The organism is Microbulbifer variabilis (assembly GCF_052468405.1).
Window position 1 is genome coordinate 4590887 of the sequence record NZ_CP174343.1, and the last position, 17823, is coordinate 4608709.

The window sequence follows — 17823 nt, forward strand, 5'->3', positions numbered from 1 at the left end:
AGAGCAAACGAACGGTTTAATGGGGTCAAGCTTTCTGTTGGTATAAAGGGTAAGGGAGGTAAGCTATCGGGCGCACGTGCAGCCGGGCTAAGCTATGCCTCGCAGCTACCGTAAATTAAACCCGGAAGAAAACAAAGTCGCCGATGGTATATGGTGGGTACAAGCGCGGGATCTTGACGACGCCCTATTTTATGACGACGGCGAGTAGGTACACGCTGTGAATCACCTAGTAATTTTCGGCAGCGGTTCGGCTGGTTTAGTACCCGTTGCCGTATTGCCAACGTCAAAGATATTAACGACGATATTCTCGGCTGTGATTGCACCGATACACCACGGCGCATCAAGCCGGTTTAACCGGGAACAGGCCGAGCACTTGTTAAATGCGCTCCCGCTAACCGAGAGATTAGCGGCCGGAGAGTGGGGCATAGCGGTACTGAGCACCCCTGCAGACCGGGGCACTCAGATCAGCACACCTGTCACGAATTCCCCTAGTTTTGTAGAAATACCTTTTAATTATTGGTTTCCAGATAGCTTCTATCCCATTAATCCATTATTTATATAAATTTTCTCTCTTCTTAATCCATGTGGTAATGGTTGATTACCATATCGATCTCCATAAACAGCACTTATTCCTCCACTTGGTGCAAGAGTAGGGATTTCAATGCTTAACTGTTCTAAAATTGCGCCTCCGTGCTGCTGTGGTTTCATTGCCCCGTTAAATCCAGTTATCCAAAGTCCTCCAAATGCTTGCAGTTTTCTACCCGGCTCGATTCTATTTCCGTAATAATGAACATCGACTTTTACTGTTCTACGGATACCATTAAATATTGCTGCATCTTTAAAAACAAAAACGAAAGTATTTGGATACGTCACAGCACGATCGCGGACCAAAACGCTCATTTTGCTATAGGGGAGGCCATCAAGGGCCCATCGATTTATATTATTTTGATAGGTAGCATCTGCAGTACATTGGACACACATTCTCAATCTCCCATTTCGTCTTTAAGGTTTTATTTCATTGATTGTTTTGGTACCGCTGTAAGAAATTAGCACTTTAAAGAGCTGCAGTGACCAAAATGTAAGACGATGTGCTCAAGGATTAGACTTAGGATGCTTGGGAGCGGAATTAGGCCACAAAAGTGATTCGGGTGGCCATCTGATTGTGCAGTGGGGGCCGCGTAAACCTATCCAGGATCGCGGCCCCGAAGGTAGCAGAGTTGAGTAAGTTGGCAATAGCGAGATAGCCAACCCTTAGAGCCCTATTTCGATGTTTCGCATTGACCACCTGCACCAATTTCGCCGCCACCTGGGCATGGGTCGCCTCCAGCTTCAGGGCCGGCTTTGATATCAGTCTCTAACTGCATGATGTATATCCTTATCTTTAATGGGTTAACACTAAATCGATCGTCCCGAAGCGCACACGAGTTTCATTAGCGCTGACCGGTCAAATCGTTTGTGGAATTGAACGTTACTTAAAATAAAAAGATCGGACAATATTTAAGCTTGATTTGGCATGGTTTTTTGGTCGCCATTTGTACCAATCAGTTGCTCCAAAATTTTCAAGCATCAAGCATCAAGCATCGGGGGTTATATCCCGCCTTCCTTAATTCTTTTTTTTATTCTTTATCTTTGTATCCCTGTTTGTTTCTTTTGACTTGTTTATAAGTCCTGTAACTTATTGAATTTAAAAAGATTTTAGGAAACAAGAGGTGCAGATTTCTGGCCTGTAGGGTACAGATTTCTGGTTTTAAGTAGCTTGGGAAAAGTGATTTAAGGGGGTGAGATGAGAGTTTTAGAGGTGCCACATCTTTGCACCAAATTCACCATAACTCATTGATTTGTAAGAGAGTTATGGTGCCCAGGAGAGGACTTGAACCTCCACGACCGTAAGGTCACTAGCACCTGAAGCTAGCGCGTCTACCAATTCCGCCACCTGGGCAAATCAACGTGTGTTTCGTTGAGGACGCGAACTATAAGGATCCGGAAGGGGGGTGTCAACGGTTTTGTTGCGCCTATTTCAACATATCATCTGATGCTAGGGGAAATTTGGCGAAATCGCTTATAATGCGTGCAATAGCGGCGAAATCTTGATCAATTACTCTCTATCTCTGCCGCCTGCCTTTAACCGGATAACCTCCGGATGTCACCATATAGTTGGTGGCTACCTCAACAACGGATGCTGTTTTGACACAAAAGAATACCTCAGAGCCCCTTGCTTCTGATCCGCATGCTCAGCGCGAGGCGGAGAAATATGAAAAACCTGTTCCTAGTCGTGAATTTCTACTGCAGCTTTTAGAGCAACAGGCTGGACCTGTGCCTTGGGAGACAGTAGCGGAGCTTTTGGAGCTTCAGGACGAAGATCGTCGGGAAGGGGTACGCCGTCGCCTGATTGCTATGTCTCGTGATGGACAGATTGCCAGTAATCGCGCTGGCGATTTTGGTGTGCTGGATAAAATGAGCTTGGTTCGCGGTCGTGTTATTGGCCACCGCGATGGTTTCGGGTTCGTTATCCCCGGTGATGGCGGTACAGACTTGTTTCTATCTCACCGGCAGATGCGAAAAGTATTTGATGGCGATGAAGTCCTGGTACGAGAAACCCCGGGCGGTTTTCGTGGTAAGCGAGAAGGTGCGGTGGTTCGGGTTATTAAACATAACACCGAGCAATTGGCTGGACGCTTTTATCGGGAAAATGGCATCTGCTTTGTGCGGCCTGACAATCCCCGTATTAATCTCGATATTATGGTGGCGGCGGAGGATGCCGAGGGGACGGAACACGGCCAGTATGTGGTAGTGAAAATCGTGACTCAACCGGGGCGTGACCGTGTGCCCCAGGGAGAAGTCATTGAGGTGCTCGGTGATCACTTGGCGCCGGGTATGGAGATTGATGTCGCAATTCGCAACTACGGAATTCCGCATACGTGGCCCGGCGCTCTTCAGGCAGAGGTGGATGCAATTGCTGATGAGGTGCTGGAGGAGGACAAGAGGGCGCGAGTAGATCTGCGCCAGTTGCCTCTGGTAACTATTGATGGTGAAGACGCACGAGATTTTGACGATGCCGTCTTCTGCGAGTTGCAAGCAGATGACAGCTGGAAGCTCCTGGTGGCAATTGCCGACGTGTCTCATTATGTGCGCCCTGGTTCCGCCTTGGATGAGGAGGCGCACAGTCGTGGAAATTCAGTGTATTTCCCCGATTTTGTGGTGCCCATGTTGCCGGAAAAATTATCCAATGGACTCTGCTCTCTCAATCCAATGGTAGATCGGTTGTGCATGGTGTGTGAGATGCATATTGATCGAACCGGTGAAATTCTTAATTACCGTTTCTTTGAGGGTGTGATGCGCAGTCATGCCCGCCTTACCTATACCCAGGTTGGCCAAATACTCGCAGAACGCAATAACCGGGCTAGCGGTACGCGGAAGCAGTTTGCGACTCTTACTCCGCATCTAGATAACCTGCATGACTTGTATCTGGCATTACGTGGAGCTCGTGACCGTCGTGGGGCTATCGATTTTGAGACAACCGAAACCCGTATTCTCTTCGACAGTAATCGCAAAATTGAGCGCATTATTCCTGTTGAGCGAAATGATGCCCACAAGCTAATTGAAGAGTGCATGTTGGCGGCTAATGTCTGTGCGGCGAACCTGATGGAACTATCAGGGCTGCCTTCACTTTACCGTGTGCACGATGCTCCCAAGGAAGAAAAACTCAGTAACCTGCGCGAATACTTGGGGGAGCTGGGGCTGCGTCTGCCAGGTGGAGCCGAACCTCAGCCCAGAGATTTCCAGGAGTTGCTAGAGCAGATTGAGGGCCGTGCAGATGCTCATATTATCCAAGTGATGCTGCTGCGCTCCATGAACCAGGCGGTATACCAGCCGGAAAATCGCGGCCACTTTGGTTTGGATTATCGAGCTTACGCTCACTTTACATCACCTATCCGTCGTTATCCCGACCTCTTGTTGCATAGAGCCCTGCGCTGGTTGGTTCGTAATGGAAGCGCCAATGAGCAAGCTGTAGCCAAAAAGGTTCATGCAGTGCCGGGTGCCAAGCCTATCGGCCGGGAGCAGATACTGCCTTACGATATGCCAGCGATGTTACAGCTTGGTGAGCAATGCTCCATGACTGAGCGACGCGCTGATGACGCCACACGGGATGTGGTTAGTTGGCTTAAGTGTGAATATTTGCAGGATCATGTAGGCGAAGTCTACCCGGGGGTGATCAGTGCAGTGACCGGTTTCGGTTTGTTTGTTGAATTGGATAACCTCTATGTGGAGGGGTTGATTCATGTGACTGCGTTACCGAAGGATTATTATCGCTTTGAGCAGGCTCATCAGCGGCTGATTGGTGAGCGCAGTGGCAAGCGATATCACCTTGGCGATTCGGTTACTGTACAGGTAGCAAGAGTCGACCTGGAGGAACGTAAGGTCGATTTTATCCTTGAGGGGTTGATACCGCGCAGTAAACAAAATAGAGCGGCGAGTAAAAAGGAAGAGGCTACCAGGGTTAGTGCTCGAGCGATGGAAATGGCGGTAGAGCACCAGCAGGAGCGAGAACGTCGGAGCAAACAGAAGAAGAAAATGGGAAGTAAAGCAGTATCTAACCCCTGGGCTAAGCATGCGGAAACCTCTACGGAGGTAGCCCCTTTCCGCAAACGTAAAGTTGGCTCTAAAGAAACCGTTTTGGTTGAGGAGTCTGCGCAGTGCAAATCTTCTTCTGCGAGGAAAAAGACAGATGATGAGGCTGGGGATCAACAAAAAACAGATATTCCAGTCAAGCGTCGCGGCAGCAAGCGTACACCTACGCGTAAAGGTGGGAAGCGCCCTGCGGTAGCTGCGCGCAAAGCGGCGCAGAAAGCAGAAAAGGCCAAGACCCGCGCAGGCAAAGTAAAAAAGAAGAAGAGAACTTCTTCTAAAAGCAAAAAGAAATAGTGATCGAGGATTAAATTGAGCCAAGAACTGGTGTATGGCCTGCACGCGGTGCAGGCGTTGTTAAAAGGGTCCCCACAGCATGTGCGGGAGCTGATGTTATTGCGTGGCCGTAAAGACCAACGCTTACAAAAAATTATTCAACAGGCGGATAAAAATGACATTGCCATGCGCTTTGTTGACCGCCGTGCCCTGGATGAAAAAGTTGATGAGAGTGCGAATCATCAGGGCGTTATTGCCATTTGTGCTGGTAAAACAAAAGTCCACGATGAAAAATTCCTGATGGGGATGTTGGAACAGCTTGAAAAGGAAAGTGAGGCACCTTTCCTGCTGGTCCTGGATGGCGTAACAGATCCCCATAACTTGGGAGCTTGTCTGCGCTCCGCTGAGGCAGCTGGTGTTCATGCGGTAATTGCTCCTAAGGATAAGTCCGCCGGGCTAACGCCAACTGCCCGAAAAGTTGCTTGTGGAGCTGCTGAAGTGCTGCCCTTTGTCACAGTGACTAATCTCGCACGCACTTTGCAGCAATTGCAACAGGCAGGCGTGTGGATTTTTGGTGCGGCGGGGGAGGCTACGCAGGATGTTTACCAGAGCCAACTGACAGGCCCGCTGGCATTGGTGATGGGGGCTGAAGGTAGCGGCTTACGCAGATTGACACGTGAACACTGTGATCACCTGATTAAAATTCCTATGGCAGGTGAGGTTAGCAGTTTAAATGTTTCAGTTGCCACGGGTGTCTGCCTGTTTGAAGCGGTGCGTCAACGCAGTAGCTAGGCACTGCTCTTTGCCCCTTTATCACACTTACCCCCGGCGGCTAAGGCTACCGGGGCCCTCCTTCGTCACCCAAGTTCACGCGTAAATATACCTTTTCCCTACTTCTTATTTCTACGCTGCTAGATTTCTTGCACAGCTCGCACAACGAACGCTTTTCGATTTTTTCGTCTACTTGCGCAGTGTCACTCTTTTTGTAGGCACTTGGGTGCGATTTTATTATCCAAGAAATCCGGGGGTAGTGGTTTGTACACCTGGCCAAAAGCATTGTTTCACAAACGTTCCAGCCAGGAGCATTTCTCTGGCCTGGTTTACCCATATATTCGCACCATGTATCGCATGGCTTATCGCTGGACGGGGAGTCGTGTAGACGCGGAAGACTTGGTACAGGATGTATTGTCTGGCTTGTTAAATAAAGTTTCGATCCTAGAGAAAACCGAACGCCTGGGGCCTTGGTTAGTCAAGGTGCTTTATCACCGCTATGTGGATCTTTATCGCAGACAGTGCGCATCGCCAATTGATGAAAGTTTCGACTTGCAGGATGTAGAAAGCTGCAGCGATGGAAGATCTGAGCATTGTAGCAACCTGGATCTTGAGCGCCTTTTGAATCGAGCATTGCTAATGTTGGAGCCGGGTTGGCGTGATGTTGTGCTTTTACACGATGTGGAAGGGTACACCGCCAGTGAGGTGGCAGAAATCCTCGAAATAAATGTTGGTACCGTAAAATCGCGTTTGCATCGCGCCCATAAAAAATTAAAAAAAATTATTACTGAGGGAACCATTGGTGAGGTTCATCCGTGTTAACAGGTAGAGGACAAGCCAATGCCGGAAAGAGAATTTGTAAATCTGTTAAGTGATGATGAATTGCGGCGACAGTTACGTGCATTGCCACTTGATGAGCCAGATAATGGCTTTGAAATGCGGTTATTGCGCAGAGCGTTACAGCAACGAAGTCCTGAATTTCGCGCGGAGATATCTGGGTTGAAAATTGTTGGTGATTCTCTGGTGCGCCTTGGGTTAGTGGCACTGATTTTTCTCACCATGAGTACAGTGTTTGTACTTCTGCCAGGCATCAAGTCTCCTGTCGCCAATTACACAGCCCAGGAGCCAGTGCCAAGCAGGTTGTCGGAAGTTCGTTCCGTGCATTTTGTTCTGCACAGTAAACAGCAAATGCTTGGAGCAATAATCCGTATCGTGCTACCAGATAATGTTTCATTCGATGGCTATGAGCACAGAAGAGTCTTGCAGTGGGAAACCGATATTTTTGCCGGCAGGAATCGTCTTTCACTACCAGTGAAAATATCGAATGAAAAAGCGGCGGGAGAAATTTTGGTTGAGGTTAAATATCGCGGGTCCAGCAAATTGCTGCGTCAAAACCTAACCAAGCTTTAAGTTTCGAAAGTGTGATGACTAATTTATTGGATCTGATCTGAAAGCCGGAGGTAACGGGCAATGTGGAAAAAGGGATTATTAGCGGTAGGTATCACAGCAGCAGTGCTACATGCGGGGTCGGTAATGGGGCAGGACATGCCATCAGATCTGGATCTCACGCTGACAGTAGTTGAGGAAACTGAGGATGCTCTCGATGTGATGAACAATATCGAATTGCCTCCAAATCTGCAGGAAATTGCCGAGGAAACCATGGCTGCTGTAATGGCCGCTGTTGCAGCAGCGCGGGAAGAGGGCGGCCGGGAAAGTGAAGAACTTGAGGGAATAGTTAATGAAGCTATGGCTCGTCATCAGGAATTAATTGCCAATGCACGCCTCTCGGCAGAGGCTGCAAGAGAGGAGGCCCTACGCGCAGCTGAAACAGCCCGTGAGGGTATTGAGGAGGCGGTAAAAAGCGCACTCTCTGGTGCGGAGATACAAGGAGTCATTGAACAAATGATGCAGGACATTCTCGATAGCCTGCCTGCGGATATACGTGAGCAAATTACAGTGGATCTCAATGCTCTTTTTGAGCAGGCCCGAGAGAACTTGCCAGAGGATTCCGATACGTAGCTGATTGAATGCATGGATGGCCAATAAAAGGACTTATAGAGGTAAATGGTGGTGCGGAATACTTTGGGTGGAATTGTGCTTTTGGCACAGCTGATACTTTCTCCATTGGCGGTAACGGCTGGAGAATCTTTCAATACAGGTACTGAAGCATTCAAACAGGGGAAATATAAAAAAGCACTGAAATACTTTGAAGTTGAGGTGGAGTCTGGTAACAATTCCGCAAAGCTCAGGTATAACATCGGTGTTACCCTGATGAAGCTCAAACGCTATTCCGCGGCCACAATTTATTTTCATGGTTTGTTGAATGATGCCAAGTGGCGAGATTTGGCACGTTACAATTTGGCGCTTGCTGCAGAGCGTGATAAACGTAACTTGATAGCGGCGAAGCACTATCGCATTGTACGAGAGGGCGCTGCTACGGAAAAGTTACGAAATATGGCTGCTCATCGCTTGAATTATTTAGCTGGAGATAATCGTGGCGAAAAGGAGTTGCCCTGGCTGGCAACGATGAGTCTAAGCGCTGGCCGCGATGACAATGCCTTTGCGCTGCACAATGAAATCTTGTCGGATTCAACGATCGGCGCAGACAATTTTGCGGAGCTTTTTGCCTGGGGCCAATATCGACTGAGCGGCACTAAAAATAATGGCTGGCGGGTGCACGGATACGGATTTGGACGAAAATATGAGGAGTATGAGAACTTGGACCTTGCCAGCGTTCGTACGGCTCTTTCCCGTGATCGTCAATGGTTGGGTTGGAATACTGAGCTGGGACTGGCTGCTGAGATGGTTACCTTAGGTGGAGAGCCAGTCAGCCGGCAGGCATTACTGCTGGCAAAGATGGCAAAAGCCTGGGGGCGCTCGCTTGTAAGTTTCACATTTAGTCCGGGCTATTACTCAGGGGGTGAGGAGTATGCTTATCTGGATGGGTGGCGCCAGCGCGCTGAACTTAGTTGGCAGCGGCCTGTATTTTTTACTGAGACAAGATTGTTCTACCGTTACGATGATAATGACCGTGAAGGGCAGGAAAAAATCGGGGGCGATTATTATAGTTACTCCCCTGCACGTCATGCGCTGGGGGGAAACCTAGACTGGAAAATTTCTCCAAAATGGCATTTATCCACCGGAATCGAATATCGTCGCAGCCTCTACGGTGAGAAAAACCGCATTACGGATAGTCAAGGTAATGTTGACTCCTACCAGCGCGAGTCAGACCGGATCCGCTCCTGGATGGGAGCAAAGTACAGGATTACTCCCAATTTCAGTGTAAGTGGGAAATACCAACATATCGATAATGAAGAAAATCGAGACGTATATACCTATGATAAGAGTGAATTCAGTCTCGGGATTGGTTATACCTTCTGAGTAAAAGTAATAATGCCTAATTCTTTTAATATTTTAATTGGATACGCCAGCTACTGACTTTTTTTGATTAAATGGTCGGCAGCTGGTTTTCTCAAGAGCTATCCGTACTCAGAACGAATTTGATAGCCTTTATAATTTCATCGCCTCATCATTCAAATGGTTATAGTCCAGATGATGATCAAACATTCCTATTGGTGAGTAACTCTTTACTAGATTGCCTGAGAGCTGATAAAAAAGGTTATAACTAGACAGGAATAGTTCTGGCCCACTACTGAGTCTGTGAATACCAGCCTTCCAATATTGCAGGGGTGTTTCCATTCCCGGCAACAACATTAAATTAAGGGGCATAGAGATATTTTTTGTGAGGTAATGGGCATCCTCCAAAGAGGTTAGGCCCGGAATAAATCCGCCGTTGGCTCCTGCAGTTTGATATCGTGTAAGTCTTTGAGTTACTTCTACGAGTGAATCTTCGTTGTTATCTTCCTCATTCAGATAAATATCGGTGCGCGCATTAATAAAAAATGGTCGTTTCTGCAGGATAGATCTAATGGCTGTAATTTTTTCACACAGTAGTTGCGGATTTTTGTTGCCATCCTCAATATTGATTCCAGCTACACCGAGTTTGCTTAAGGTCCTGACTAGCTCGGCAACTTGTGTGGGGTTGTCGCTATAGCCGTCCTCAAGATCTATGGATACTGGTACACGGGAAACACGCAGAATACGTTTGATGGCTCCCAGATGCTCCGCTAGTGGCAGTTTGCCGCCATCGGCGTACCCCAGTGACCAGGCGAGGGCGGCACTGCTGGTGGCAATTGCGCGGGCGCCTGCTGCCTGGCAAAGCTGTGCACTGGCAGCATCCCAAATATTGGGCAAAATGAGAGGCTGGCAGCTTTGGTGCAAAGCATTGAACTGTTCTGAGTCGGTAGTTTCCATTGTTTATCCTCTGGTAATCATTTTTTGCCTGTTTGGCGGTAGAGGGGAAAATACCTTGGCAGCTTGAGAGGTGCTGGCCAGAAACGGACATGGACAGGAGAAACTGGCAAGGAAGGGAGTCGCTTAGGATTCAAGGCAGGTAATTAGAAAAGTGTCTGAACAGTTCCTGCCTGGAATCAGTGTCGAATGGCTCCAGGCAGGGTTGTCTTTTAATTAGGGGGAGGTCGCGGGTTGCCGAGCCAGCCAGCTATCCACTACTGCAATTATTGGGCGTGGATTTTTGATCCAGGAGAGGTGTGGGTTTCCCTTAGGGTAGGTTGCGGACATTTCCTGGGTTTCGCCACCGACAATCGCCGCTAGCTTGCGTGCAGCCGGCATGGGGGCAAAGGGGTCCCCAGCCAATGCGATATGCAAGGTAGGATGTTTGGCTTGTTGGCGATCACCAAACGACTTTTCTGGAGCGAAGCGGCCGCTGAATATGGAGCTTGCCCAGTCTTTCATCAACCTCCTGGCCTCGCGCCAGCCAAACCCCATTCGTGCGCCAGGGAAGTAGCCAAGCAAACTGGAGGTGATGCTGGCAATCGCCGCAAAGGCTAATAAAGCGTAGCGTCTTAGCCCGTGCCAACTACGATGGTCGACATGACCTGAGGCGATGGTTACCACCCTGGCATTACCTGTGAGGCCGGCTCGTGCAGCTAAGGTGCTGGTCTGGCCGCCGATGCTGTGGCCCAGGATCAGGGCGGGACCACCGGGGAATGACTTCTCCAGCAATGCCAACAACTGTGGGATAAAGGAAAACACCAGATCGTTGTAGCCATAGTCTGCATGTCGGTTAGGACGTGGCAAGCTTTCACCGGTACCCGGCAACTCAGTGATTGCGGTGCTATAACCGAGCCGTTGTAATTCCTCCAGCAATAGCCGGTAGCGGTCAGCGGGGACGCCCATGGCGGGAATTACTAGGGCGAGGGGGCCTTCGCCATTGTGGACAGTGGTGATTGGAACCTGGAAGGCGCCAAAAGTGAGGTTATGGGTTTCTTGGGGCATGGTACTTCTCCCTTCAATGGGAGGCACTATATGCCAGTTCATCAGTGCAAACCCATGACCAGACCGCGCACTTCAGTAGCTTAATCGATGCAAATGGTGCTTCAGTTGCAAGTTCCACAAAAGGCTGTGGGCTCAGGGAGTTGATCAACCGCTTATCGGACTGGCCAAAGTACCGCTCTAAAGTAATTGATCAACTTGCAACCGGGTTGGCGAAGGCACTGCCCTAAAGTAATTGATCAACTTGCAACCAAATCCGCAACTGCCTAGAATACGCCGCCCGCAATGGGCTCGGTATTCCCGTGCTTATTGTACTCCTTGCCTTACCGGACTGTCCGGAAGGCTGATTAACCCGTAAGGAGCTAAAATGCGTCATTACGAAATTGTATTCCTGGTTCACCCGGACCAGAGCGAACAGGTACCTGGCATGGTGGAGCGCTATACCGCTGCCATCAAGGACACTGGTGGTGAAGTTCACCGCATGGAAGACTGGGGCCGTCGCCGTCTGGCTTACCCGATCAACAAGATCCACAAAGCCCACTACATTCTGATGAATGTTGAGTGCACCGAAGAGGCTCTGGAGGAACTGACCACCAACTTCCGTTACAACGATGCGGTTATCCGTAATCTGGTAATTCGTGAAGACGAGGCGATCACTGAAGAGAGCCCGATCATGAAAGCGGAAAAAGAGAGCCGTGAGCGCAAGGCTGCCCGTGCAGAGCGCACCGAGCGTCGCGAGCGCGCTGAAGAAGAAAAGCCTTCTTCTGACGCTGCAGAAGCTTCTTCCGATAACGCTGAAAGCGAAGAGTAAGGGGATTATCAGATGGCACGTTTTTTCCGTCGTCGCAAGTTCTGCCGTTTCACCGCTGAAGGTGTTAAGCGTATCGACTACAAAGATCTCGATACCCTGAAAGCCTACATCTCTGAGACTGGCAAGATTGTTCCTAGCCGTATTACCGGTACCAAAGCCAAGTATCAGCGCCAGCTGGCCACTGCGGTCAAGCGCGCTCGCTACCTGGCCCTGCTGCCGTACACGGACAGCCACGAAGCCTAAGCCGCAGTTTGCTTAGACTCATTAATAGAGAAGCTATCTAACTATGCGCGCCGTAGCTGAATTTATTATGCGCGGACGCGTCAGGGCGGTAATCCTCACTATGGTGGGGATTCCCGTGATAAGCCCGGCGATCCTCGCTCTGGTGAGTTTACGTCGAGGTGGCAGTGACGGCCTGATGGTTTTGGCCTGGGCGCTGTTACCGGTTGTCGTTGCAGGTATGAGTGGCCATGTGCCTCCCCTGGTGACTGGTGTTTCCGCCAGCTCTTTTGCAGCAGTATTTTGCGGTGCGACGGTGCTGCGCAGCAGCCGCTCTTGGGTTGCCGCACTGCTCGCATTAACGGCAATCTCGGCTGTGGGCATATTGCTCACCTCCTACTTCAGCGGTGGTCTCCTGCAGGGATTCCTTCAGGTACTGGAGACAGCTGCGGAACAACCAAACACTGTTCCGCTCGATGAGCTGAAGAAGGTATTTCCAGGCGATTTACAATTCGCCGGTTACTGGAGCTGGGTGCTGGTAATTAGTGCCACGCTGGCCCTGGTACTGGGGCGCTACTGGCAGGCGCTGTTGTACAACCCCGGTGGTTTCCGCCAGGAGTTTCACCAGCTGCGCTTGCCGCTATGGTTGGCGGCAGTAAGTATGCTGTTGTGGGTGCTCTGCCTGGTAACACCGGGCTATGCCTTCTGGGGAGCAGTTATTGCCTTCCCGTTAGAGGTGGCGGGCATCGCGCTGATTCACTGGCTGGTCGCTAGCCGCAATTGGGGGATAGCTCCCCTGGTAGCGATGTATGTGATGCTGGTGATTGGTGGGCTGCCCCTGGCTGGATTCCTGTGTGGATTGGCCCTGGTAGATAGCTGGATAGATATTCGCGGACGCTCCTCAAAGTAGGCGCGCACCGCACAATACAGAAATTGAGGAAACCGAGATGGAAGTTATTCTGCTCGATAAAGTAGGCAAACTGGGCAACGTGGGTGACCGCGTTGATGTTAAAGCCGGTTTTGGCCGCAATTTCCTGCTGCCGACTGGTAAAGCAATTCCGGCTACTGCAGCTAACGTTGCTGAGTTCGAAGCTAAGCGCGCTGAACTGGAAGCCGCTGCTGCCGCTAAGCTGGCTGAAGCTGAGAGCCGTGCTACCAAACTGGCCGACCTGGTTGTTACCATCGCAGCTAACGCTGGCGACGAAGGTAAGCTGTTCGGTTCTATCGGCACCCGCGATATCGCTGAAGCGATCACCGCTGGTGGCGTTGAAGTAGCTAAAGCTGAAGTGAAGCTGCCGGAAGGCGCTCTGCGCGAAGTGGGTGAGTACGATGTAGACGTACAGCTGCACTCTGACGTAATTGCTGCAGTTAAAGTCGTTATCGAAGCCGAGTAAGGTTTTGCTGACGAGTGGTTGGTGCCTTGAGCGCCGGCCGCGCTACAATCGGGCGCTGCTCCCTGTCGGGTCAGCGCCTGTTTTGTTTCTGGAATACAGTAAAGTCCAATGATCGACGAATACGCCAATCCTGAAGAAGAGATCCACAGTGAGGGGAGTTCACCGCTACCGCATTCGGTAGAGGCGGAACAGTCAGTGCTGGGTGGTCTGATGCTGGACCCGGGCCGTATCGATGCCGTTGCCGAACAGCTGAGTGAAGAGGACTTTTTCAGTGCCAGCCACCGCAAGATTTTTGCGGTCATGCGCGAGCTGAGTGATGGCGAGCAGCCCCTGGATATCGTCACTCTCGCTGAAGGCCTCACCAGCCGCGATCTGCTCGGTGAAGTAGGTGGCCCTGTCTACCTGGCGGAATTGGCCGAGAATACTCCCTCCGCAGCAAACATCGTCGCCTACGCCAAGATAGTGCGAGAGCGCTCCATGCTGCGCCAGCTGATCGCCGCTGCCGGTGAGATCAGCCGCACCAGTTTTAACCCCGGTGGCCTCGCCTCTGCCGATCTGTTGCAGATGGCCGAGCGCCGGGTAGCGGAAATTGCCGAGGGGCGTGCCAAAGATGGCGGCTTCGTCGGTGTGGATACCCTGCTGAAGAAGACTGTCGAGCGTATCGACGAGCTATTCAAGACCGAGGGCGATATCACCGGCCTCAGCACCGGTCTCACCGAACTGGACCAGCGCACCTCCGGCTGGCAACCGGGAGAACTGGTTATTCTCGCGGCGCGTCCTTCCATGGGCAAGACCGCGTTGGCGTTGAATTTTATTGAGAGCGCCATGTTACTGCAGGAGCGCCCGACGCTGATTTTCAGTATGGAGATGCCCTCGGATAGCCTGGTGATGCGGATGTTGTCCTCCATTGGCCGTATCGACCAAGGGAGAATCAGGAACGGCAAGCTGCAGGAAGAGGATTGGCCCAAGCTCTCCAGCGCTGTGCAGAAGATGAAGGGCAAGGCGCTGTATATTGACGATACCCCGGCGCTCAGTCCCAGTGAAGTACGCGCGCGCACCAAGCGCACCGTGCGCGATCACATCAATAAATTAATGCGTGAGAATCCCAAGCTGAGCCGTGAGGATGCAGAGGCCAAGAGTATGCCCGCCATGATTATGGTGGACTACCTGCAGCTGATGCAGGTGAAGGGCACTACCGAGGGGCGTACCCAGGAGATCTCTGAGATTTCCCGCTCTCTCAAGGCATTGGCAAAGGAATATGAATGCCCCGTGATTGCTCTGTCGCAGCTCAATCGGGGGGTGGAACAGCGCCCCAACAAGCGACCGATGAACTCAGACCTACGGGAATCTGGGGCGATTGAGCAGGACGCAGACGTAATCCTGTTTATCTACCGAGACGAGTACTACAACGAGGACAGCCCGGACAAAGGCATGGCTGAGCTGATTATCGGCAAGCAGCGTAACGGTGAGATTGGTACCTGCCGCGCGGCCTTTGTCGGTAAATATACTCGCTTCGATAACTTGGCGGCGGAATACTACCAGGGCGAGTAATCCCTTCCGCTAAGTTTGGGGCTGCCGAGCATCGGGATCCAAGGGGGTCATATATTGTTATCCGAGCAAAAGATTCGCGCCTTGGTGCTGCAGAAACAGTTTATCCACAGCCCCTGGAATGAGGGACTTTCACGGCTATTGCAACACCTGGGCGCTTTACAGCTTGATGCTATCCAGCGAATTACCAGGGCCCACCATCACCAGCTTTACATTCGCTTGCCCCGTTACCGCGAATCACACCTGGCTGAAGCGGAGCAGCGTCGTGAAATTTTCGAATACTGGTCCCACGCCGCCGCCTATCTGCCAATGGCCCACTACCCCTATGCGCGGGTGCGTATGGATCGTATTCGCGCGGGCCAGCGCCACTGGTTTGAGAAAAACGCCAAGTTATGTCGCTATGTGCTGGATCGAGTGCGTGATGAAGGCGCTTTGCGGGCCAGTGATTTTGTGCGCACCAAAAGCGGGTGGTGGGAGTGGTCCGATGAAAAGAAAGCCCTTGAGCAGCTGTTTCACGAAGGTGAATTGATGGTCAGCCACCGTGAGGGCTTTCAAAAAATCTTCGATCTTTCGGAGCGGATACTGCCGGCAAATACACTGACCCAAGCCGCTTCGAAGCTGGAATATGGCAGCCATCTGGTGCGCACTTTTCTTGGCTGCCAAGGTATTGGCCGCATCGAGGAAATTGCCTACCTGCGCCGGGAAGATAAACCTCTTATTCAGCTGGCAGCAGATAGCATGTTGGCAACTGGAGAGCTGACCCCCCATGGTAAAGAGCTGGTACTGACCGAACAGTTGAAGCAGAGCCTGGGGCGACCATCGCGCAAGGTGCGGCTTTTATCGCCTTTTGACCCTTTGATATTGCAGCGCAAGCGCTTGCGCCGCCTGTTTGGTTTTGAATACCAGCTGGAGTGCTATGTACCGGCGGCTAAGCGCCGTTACGGCTATTTCTGCCTGCCGATTTTATACGGAGACAGATTTGTGGGGCTCGTTGATCTGAAGGCTGACCGGGACGCGGGGTTGTTGCGGGTAGAGAGTCAGCACTGGAAAGAAAAGCCCGGCGTGTCTCTCGAGGCGAGTTACCACCGGGCTCTGGGGCAGTTTGCCCGCTTTCACGGGCTGGAAAGCGAAACAGCGCTTACAGCTTGACGACTACGTAGACTTCGCGACCATCGCGCTGGGTAGGCATAAAATAGTTACCGCCATAGCGGTAGTACTGAATGCCATTGATGATCTCAGCTGCATAACCTGTAGGTAGAGTTTCCACTACCTGGCCAGGCTGAAAACCGTCGGGGCCTGGATTTGGGGTGGCGGGAACTGTGGCCGGAGCGGGAGCCGGAGCCACTGTTGGGACGGCTACTACTGGCGCTGGAACCGGTACTACAGCGACGGGAGCCGGTGGTGCTACCACCACATAAGTACGGCTGGCAGGAACCCACTGGTAATAGGCATCAGCATATCGGTAGTAGGTCGCCCCCCCCACTTGAACCTGCACGGCTCTACTTGGCAGTGTTACAACTGAAGCACCCAGAGGCGCATTAACGACGACATAACCCCTTGGGCCATGGCGATAGAAGTGTCCACCGTGGTAGTAATAAGGGTGCCCGCCTACGGCAACGCGAACATGGCCCCTGGGTAATATGGGAGCGATAAACCCAACGGAAACACGGGGGCCGCGATAGTAGCCACCACCTCGGTGATGGTGGTGATCGCCCCCGCGCTCATAGCCGCGTGCATCTGCAGAGGGGCTAAATGCAAAAGCCGCCAGCGCAATGAAGGCACTGGCGCCAAGAACTAAATTCAACTTGTTCACAGTCTCTCCAGCGAAGTGATTACTCACACCGACATACTAACCCTTATTCTGACAGCAAAGACAGGATAATTAGTTAAGAATTGTCAAAGCGCCGGAGTGGAGCCTTGGTCAGCGGTTGCGCTGGATGATACCCATCAGTTTGTACATTAGCTGTGCAGCGGCGAAGTCGTAGGCATGAAAGCCCTCGATCGGCGCGAATTCAAGCAGATCGAAGCCAATTATCTCTCTTTGCTGTGCCACAGACTCGAACAAGTTGAGGGTTTGGTACCAGCCGAGGCCGCCGGGGACCGGAGTGCCGGTGGATGGGAAGACCGATGGATCCATACCATCTACATCCAGAGTAAAGAAGACTTTTTTGGGGAAATTGTCCGGTAACTGGAATTCCTGTATGTTGTTGGGTACCAGCTGGTGAGCGTCCAGGTACCCCACGTTGTAGTCCTTGCGCGCCTGCATCTCCTCTTCGCAATAGGCGCGAATTCCCAGCTGGAACAGGGGCACACCGGCCTCTACCACCAGGCGCATAACACTGGCATGGCTATGTTTATGGCCCTCATAGCGATCGCGCAAGTCGGCGTGGGCATCAATTTGCACTACGCCAAAGTCAGTTTCTCCGGCATCCAGCAGACCTTTGATAATGCCCCAGGTCACTGAATGCTCGCCGCCGATGCCTACCGGCATTTTTCCCAGTGCCAGCACCTCCTTGGTTACTGTGGCGATATTATCCATCACCTGCTCTGCAGGACCGGAAACCGATACGGGTGGGCGGGTGTAGATGCCCAGATCACATGGATTGGAGAAGTTATCGAAAGTCTCCAGCTGCCAGGAGGCCTCGAGGATGGAGGCTGGGCCCTTACCGGTACCACCGCCGTAAGAGACGGTTTCTTCATAGGGTATAGGGATGATATGAAAGAGCGCATCTTCCGGTTTCGGCTGCTCAATTTCGGAGCCGAGAAAAATGGGATAATTTTTTTCTGACATTAAATTTCGTTCCTCAGTGGGTCGGGTCTCTG

17 protein-coding genes and 1 tRNA gene are annotated in these 17823 nt (G+C 51.4%); 12 read left to right on the top strand and 6 right to left on the bottom strand.

Annotated elements, in window-relative coordinates:
• Positions 1-534: 534 nt before the first annotated feature.
• Together ACJJJB_RS20660 and ACJJJB_RS20665 are read right to left on the bottom strand one after the other, a co-directional pair.
• Entirely contained in the window at positions 535-981 is a 447-nt protein-coding gene (locus tag ACJJJB_RS20660; RefSeq protein ID WP_445365411.1) for a hypothetical protein, read from the bottom strand.
• A gap of 871 nt (positions 982-1852) precedes the next feature.
• Positions 1853-1939: transfer RNA gene (locus ACJJJB_RS20665), tRNA-Leu, on the bottom strand.
• A gap of 245 nt (positions 1940-2184) precedes the next feature.
• Between ACJJJB_RS20665 and rnr the strand changes: the two genes are divergently transcribed.
• The 6 genes from rnr to ACJJJB_RS20695 all read left to right on the top strand — a co-directional run bounded on the left by rnr (position 2185) and on the right by ACJJJB_RS20695 (position 9054).
• Complete coding sequence (gene rnr, locus ACJJJB_RS20670; RefSeq protein WP_444945812.1) at positions 2185-4923, top strand: ribonuclease R; 2739 nt, start codon at positions 2185-2187, stop codon at positions 4921-4923.
• 15 nt (positions 4924-4938) lie between these two features.
• Positions 4939-5694 carry a 23S rRNA (guanosine(2251)-2'-O)-methyltransferase RlmB gene (rlmB, locus tag ACJJJB_RS20675; protein ID WP_444945811.1) on the top strand — a complete coding sequence of 252 codons (756 nt, stop codon included), beginning with the start codon at positions 4939-4941 and terminating at the stop codon, positions 5692-5694.
• Between the two features lie 243 nt (positions 5695-5937).
• The gene (locus tag ACJJJB_RS20680) at positions 5938-6495 is read left to right on the top strand and encodes an RNA polymerase sigma factor (RefSeq protein ID WP_444945810.1); all 558 of its coding nucleotides are present in this window, start codon (positions 5938-5940) and stop codon (positions 6493-6495) included.
• An 18-nt stretch (positions 6496-6513) separates the two neighbouring features.
• On the top strand, positions 6514-7083 hold the full coding sequence (locus ACJJJB_RS20685) for a hypothetical protein (RefSeq protein WP_444945809.1): 570 nt from the start codon (positions 6514-6516) through the stop codon (positions 7081-7083).
• Positions 7084-7143: 60 nt separating this feature from the next.
• Positions 7144-7692: a hypothetical protein gene (locus tag ACJJJB_RS20690; protein ID WP_445365412.1), complete on the top strand. Its 549-nt coding sequence runs from the start codon at positions 7144-7146 to the stop codon at positions 7690-7692.
• An 81-nt stretch (positions 7693-7773) separates the two neighbouring features.
• The gene (locus ACJJJB_RS20695) at positions 7774-9054 is read left to right on the top strand and encodes a hypothetical protein (protein WP_445365413.1); all 1281 of its coding nucleotides are present in this window, start codon (positions 7774-7776) and stop codon (positions 9052-9054) included.
• 129 nt (positions 9055-9183) lie between these two features.
• Here ACJJJB_RS20695 and ACJJJB_RS20700 read toward each other — a convergent pair whose 3' ends face one another.
• Positions 9184-9987, bottom strand: a complete 804-nt coding sequence (locus tag ACJJJB_RS20700; protein ID WP_445365414.1) for an isocitrate lyase/PEP mutase family protein — start codon at positions 9985-9987, stop codon at positions 9184-9186.
• 213 nt (positions 9988-10200) lie between these two features.
• A complete protein-coding gene (locus ACJJJB_RS20705; RefSeq protein ID WP_445365415.1) occupies positions 10201-11031 on the bottom strand; it encodes an alpha/beta fold hydrolase in 831 nt (276 codons plus the stop codon).
• A 364-nt stretch (positions 11032-11395) separates the two neighbouring features.
• Between ACJJJB_RS20705 and rpsF the strand changes: the two genes are divergently transcribed.
• From rpsF to ACJJJB_RS20735, 6 genes are all read left to right on the top strand, one after another.
• Positions 11396-11839 (top strand): 30S ribosomal protein S6, encoded by a 444-nt coding sequence (gene rpsF / locus ACJJJB_RS20710; RefSeq protein WP_020411627.1) that lies wholly within the window; start codon positions 11396-11398, stop codon positions 11837-11839.
• Positions 11840-11851: 12 nt separating this feature from the next.
• A complete protein-coding gene (rpsR, locus tag ACJJJB_RS20715) occupies positions 11852-12082 on the top strand; it encodes a 30S ribosomal protein S18 (protein ID WP_020411626.1) in 231 nt (76 codons plus the stop codon).
• Positions 12083-12125: 43 nt separating this feature from the next.
• Complete coding sequence (locus ACJJJB_RS20720) at positions 12126-12968, top strand: hypothetical protein (protein ID WP_353377111.1); 843 nt, start codon at positions 12126-12128, stop codon at positions 12966-12968.
• 37 nt (positions 12969-13005) lie between these two features.
• Positions 13006-13452: a 50S ribosomal protein L9 gene (gene rplI, locus ACJJJB_RS20725; protein ID WP_020411624.1), complete on the top strand. Its 447-nt coding sequence runs from the start codon at positions 13006-13008 to the stop codon at positions 13450-13452.
• Positions 13453-13560: 108 nt separating this feature from the next.
• Positions 13561-15003, top strand: coding sequence for a replicative DNA helicase (gene dnaB, locus ACJJJB_RS20730; RefSeq protein WP_445365416.1), 1443 nt, complete (start codon positions 13561-13563; stop codon positions 15001-15003).
• A gap of 54 nt (positions 15004-15057) precedes the next feature.
• Complete coding sequence (locus ACJJJB_RS20735; RefSeq protein WP_445365417.1) at positions 15058-16149, top strand: winged helix-turn-helix domain-containing protein; 1092 nt, start codon at positions 15058-15060, stop codon at positions 16147-16149.
• Here the strand turns inward: ACJJJB_RS20735 and ACJJJB_RS20740 are convergent.
• Together ACJJJB_RS20740 and speB are read right to left on the bottom strand one after the other, a co-directional pair.
• Entirely contained in the window at positions 16139-16813 is a 675-nt protein-coding gene (locus ACJJJB_RS20740) for a DUF6515 family protein (protein WP_020411621.1), read from the bottom strand. The genes ACJJJB_RS20735 and ACJJJB_RS20740 overlap by 11 nt on opposite strands.
• A 108-nt stretch (positions 16814-16921) precedes the next feature.
• Positions 16922-17791, bottom strand: a complete 870-nt coding sequence (gene speB / locus ACJJJB_RS20745; RefSeq protein ID WP_445365418.1) for an agmatinase — start codon at positions 17789-17791, stop codon at positions 16922-16924.
• Between the last annotated feature and the right edge of the window lie 32 nt (positions 17792-17823).

Excerpts from the sequence above, each read along its gene's own strand:
- ACJJJB_RS20660 (WP_445365411.1), bottom strand. The coding sequence starts at position 981 with ATGTGTGTCCAATGTACTGCAGATGCTACCTATCAAAATAATATAAAT.
- ACJJJB_RS20685 (WP_444945809.1), top strand. The coding sequence starts at position 6,514 with ATGCCGGAAAGAGAATTTGTAAATCTGTTAAGTGATGATGAATTGCGG.
- ACJJJB_RS20690 (WP_445365412.1), top strand. The coding sequence starts at position 7,144 with ATGTGGAAAAAGGGATTATTAGCGGTAGGTATCACAGCAGCAGTGCTA.
- ACJJJB_RS20700 (WP_445365414.1), bottom strand. The coding sequence starts at position 9,987 with ATGGAAACTACCGACTCAGAACAGTTCAATGCTTTGCACCAAAGCTGC.
- ACJJJB_RS20705 (WP_445365415.1), bottom strand. The coding sequence starts at position 11,031 with ATGCCCCAAGAAACCCATAACCTCACTTTTGGCGCCTTCCAGGTTCCA.
- rpsF (WP_020411627.1), top strand. The coding sequence starts at position 11,396 with ATGCGTCATTACGAAATTGTATTCCTGGTTCACCCGGACCAGAGCGAA.
- rpsR (WP_020411626.1), top strand. The coding sequence starts at position 11,852 with ATGGCACGTTTTTTCCGTCGTCGCAAGTTCTGCCGTTTCACCGCTGAA.
- ACJJJB_RS20720 (WP_353377111.1), top strand. The coding sequence starts at position 12,126 with ATGCGCGCCGTAGCTGAATTTATTATGCGCGGACGCGTCAGGGCGGTA.
- rplI (WP_020411624.1), top strand. The coding sequence starts at position 13,006 with ATGGAAGTTATTCTGCTCGATAAAGTAGGCAAACTGGGCAACGTGGGT.
- dnaB (WP_445365416.1), top strand. The coding sequence starts at position 13,561 with ATGATCGACGAATACGCCAATCCTGAAGAAGAGATCCACAGTGAGGGG.
- speB (WP_445365418.1), bottom strand. The coding sequence starts at position 17,791 with ATGTCAGAAAAAAATTATCCCATTTTTCTCGGCTCCGAAATTGAGCAG.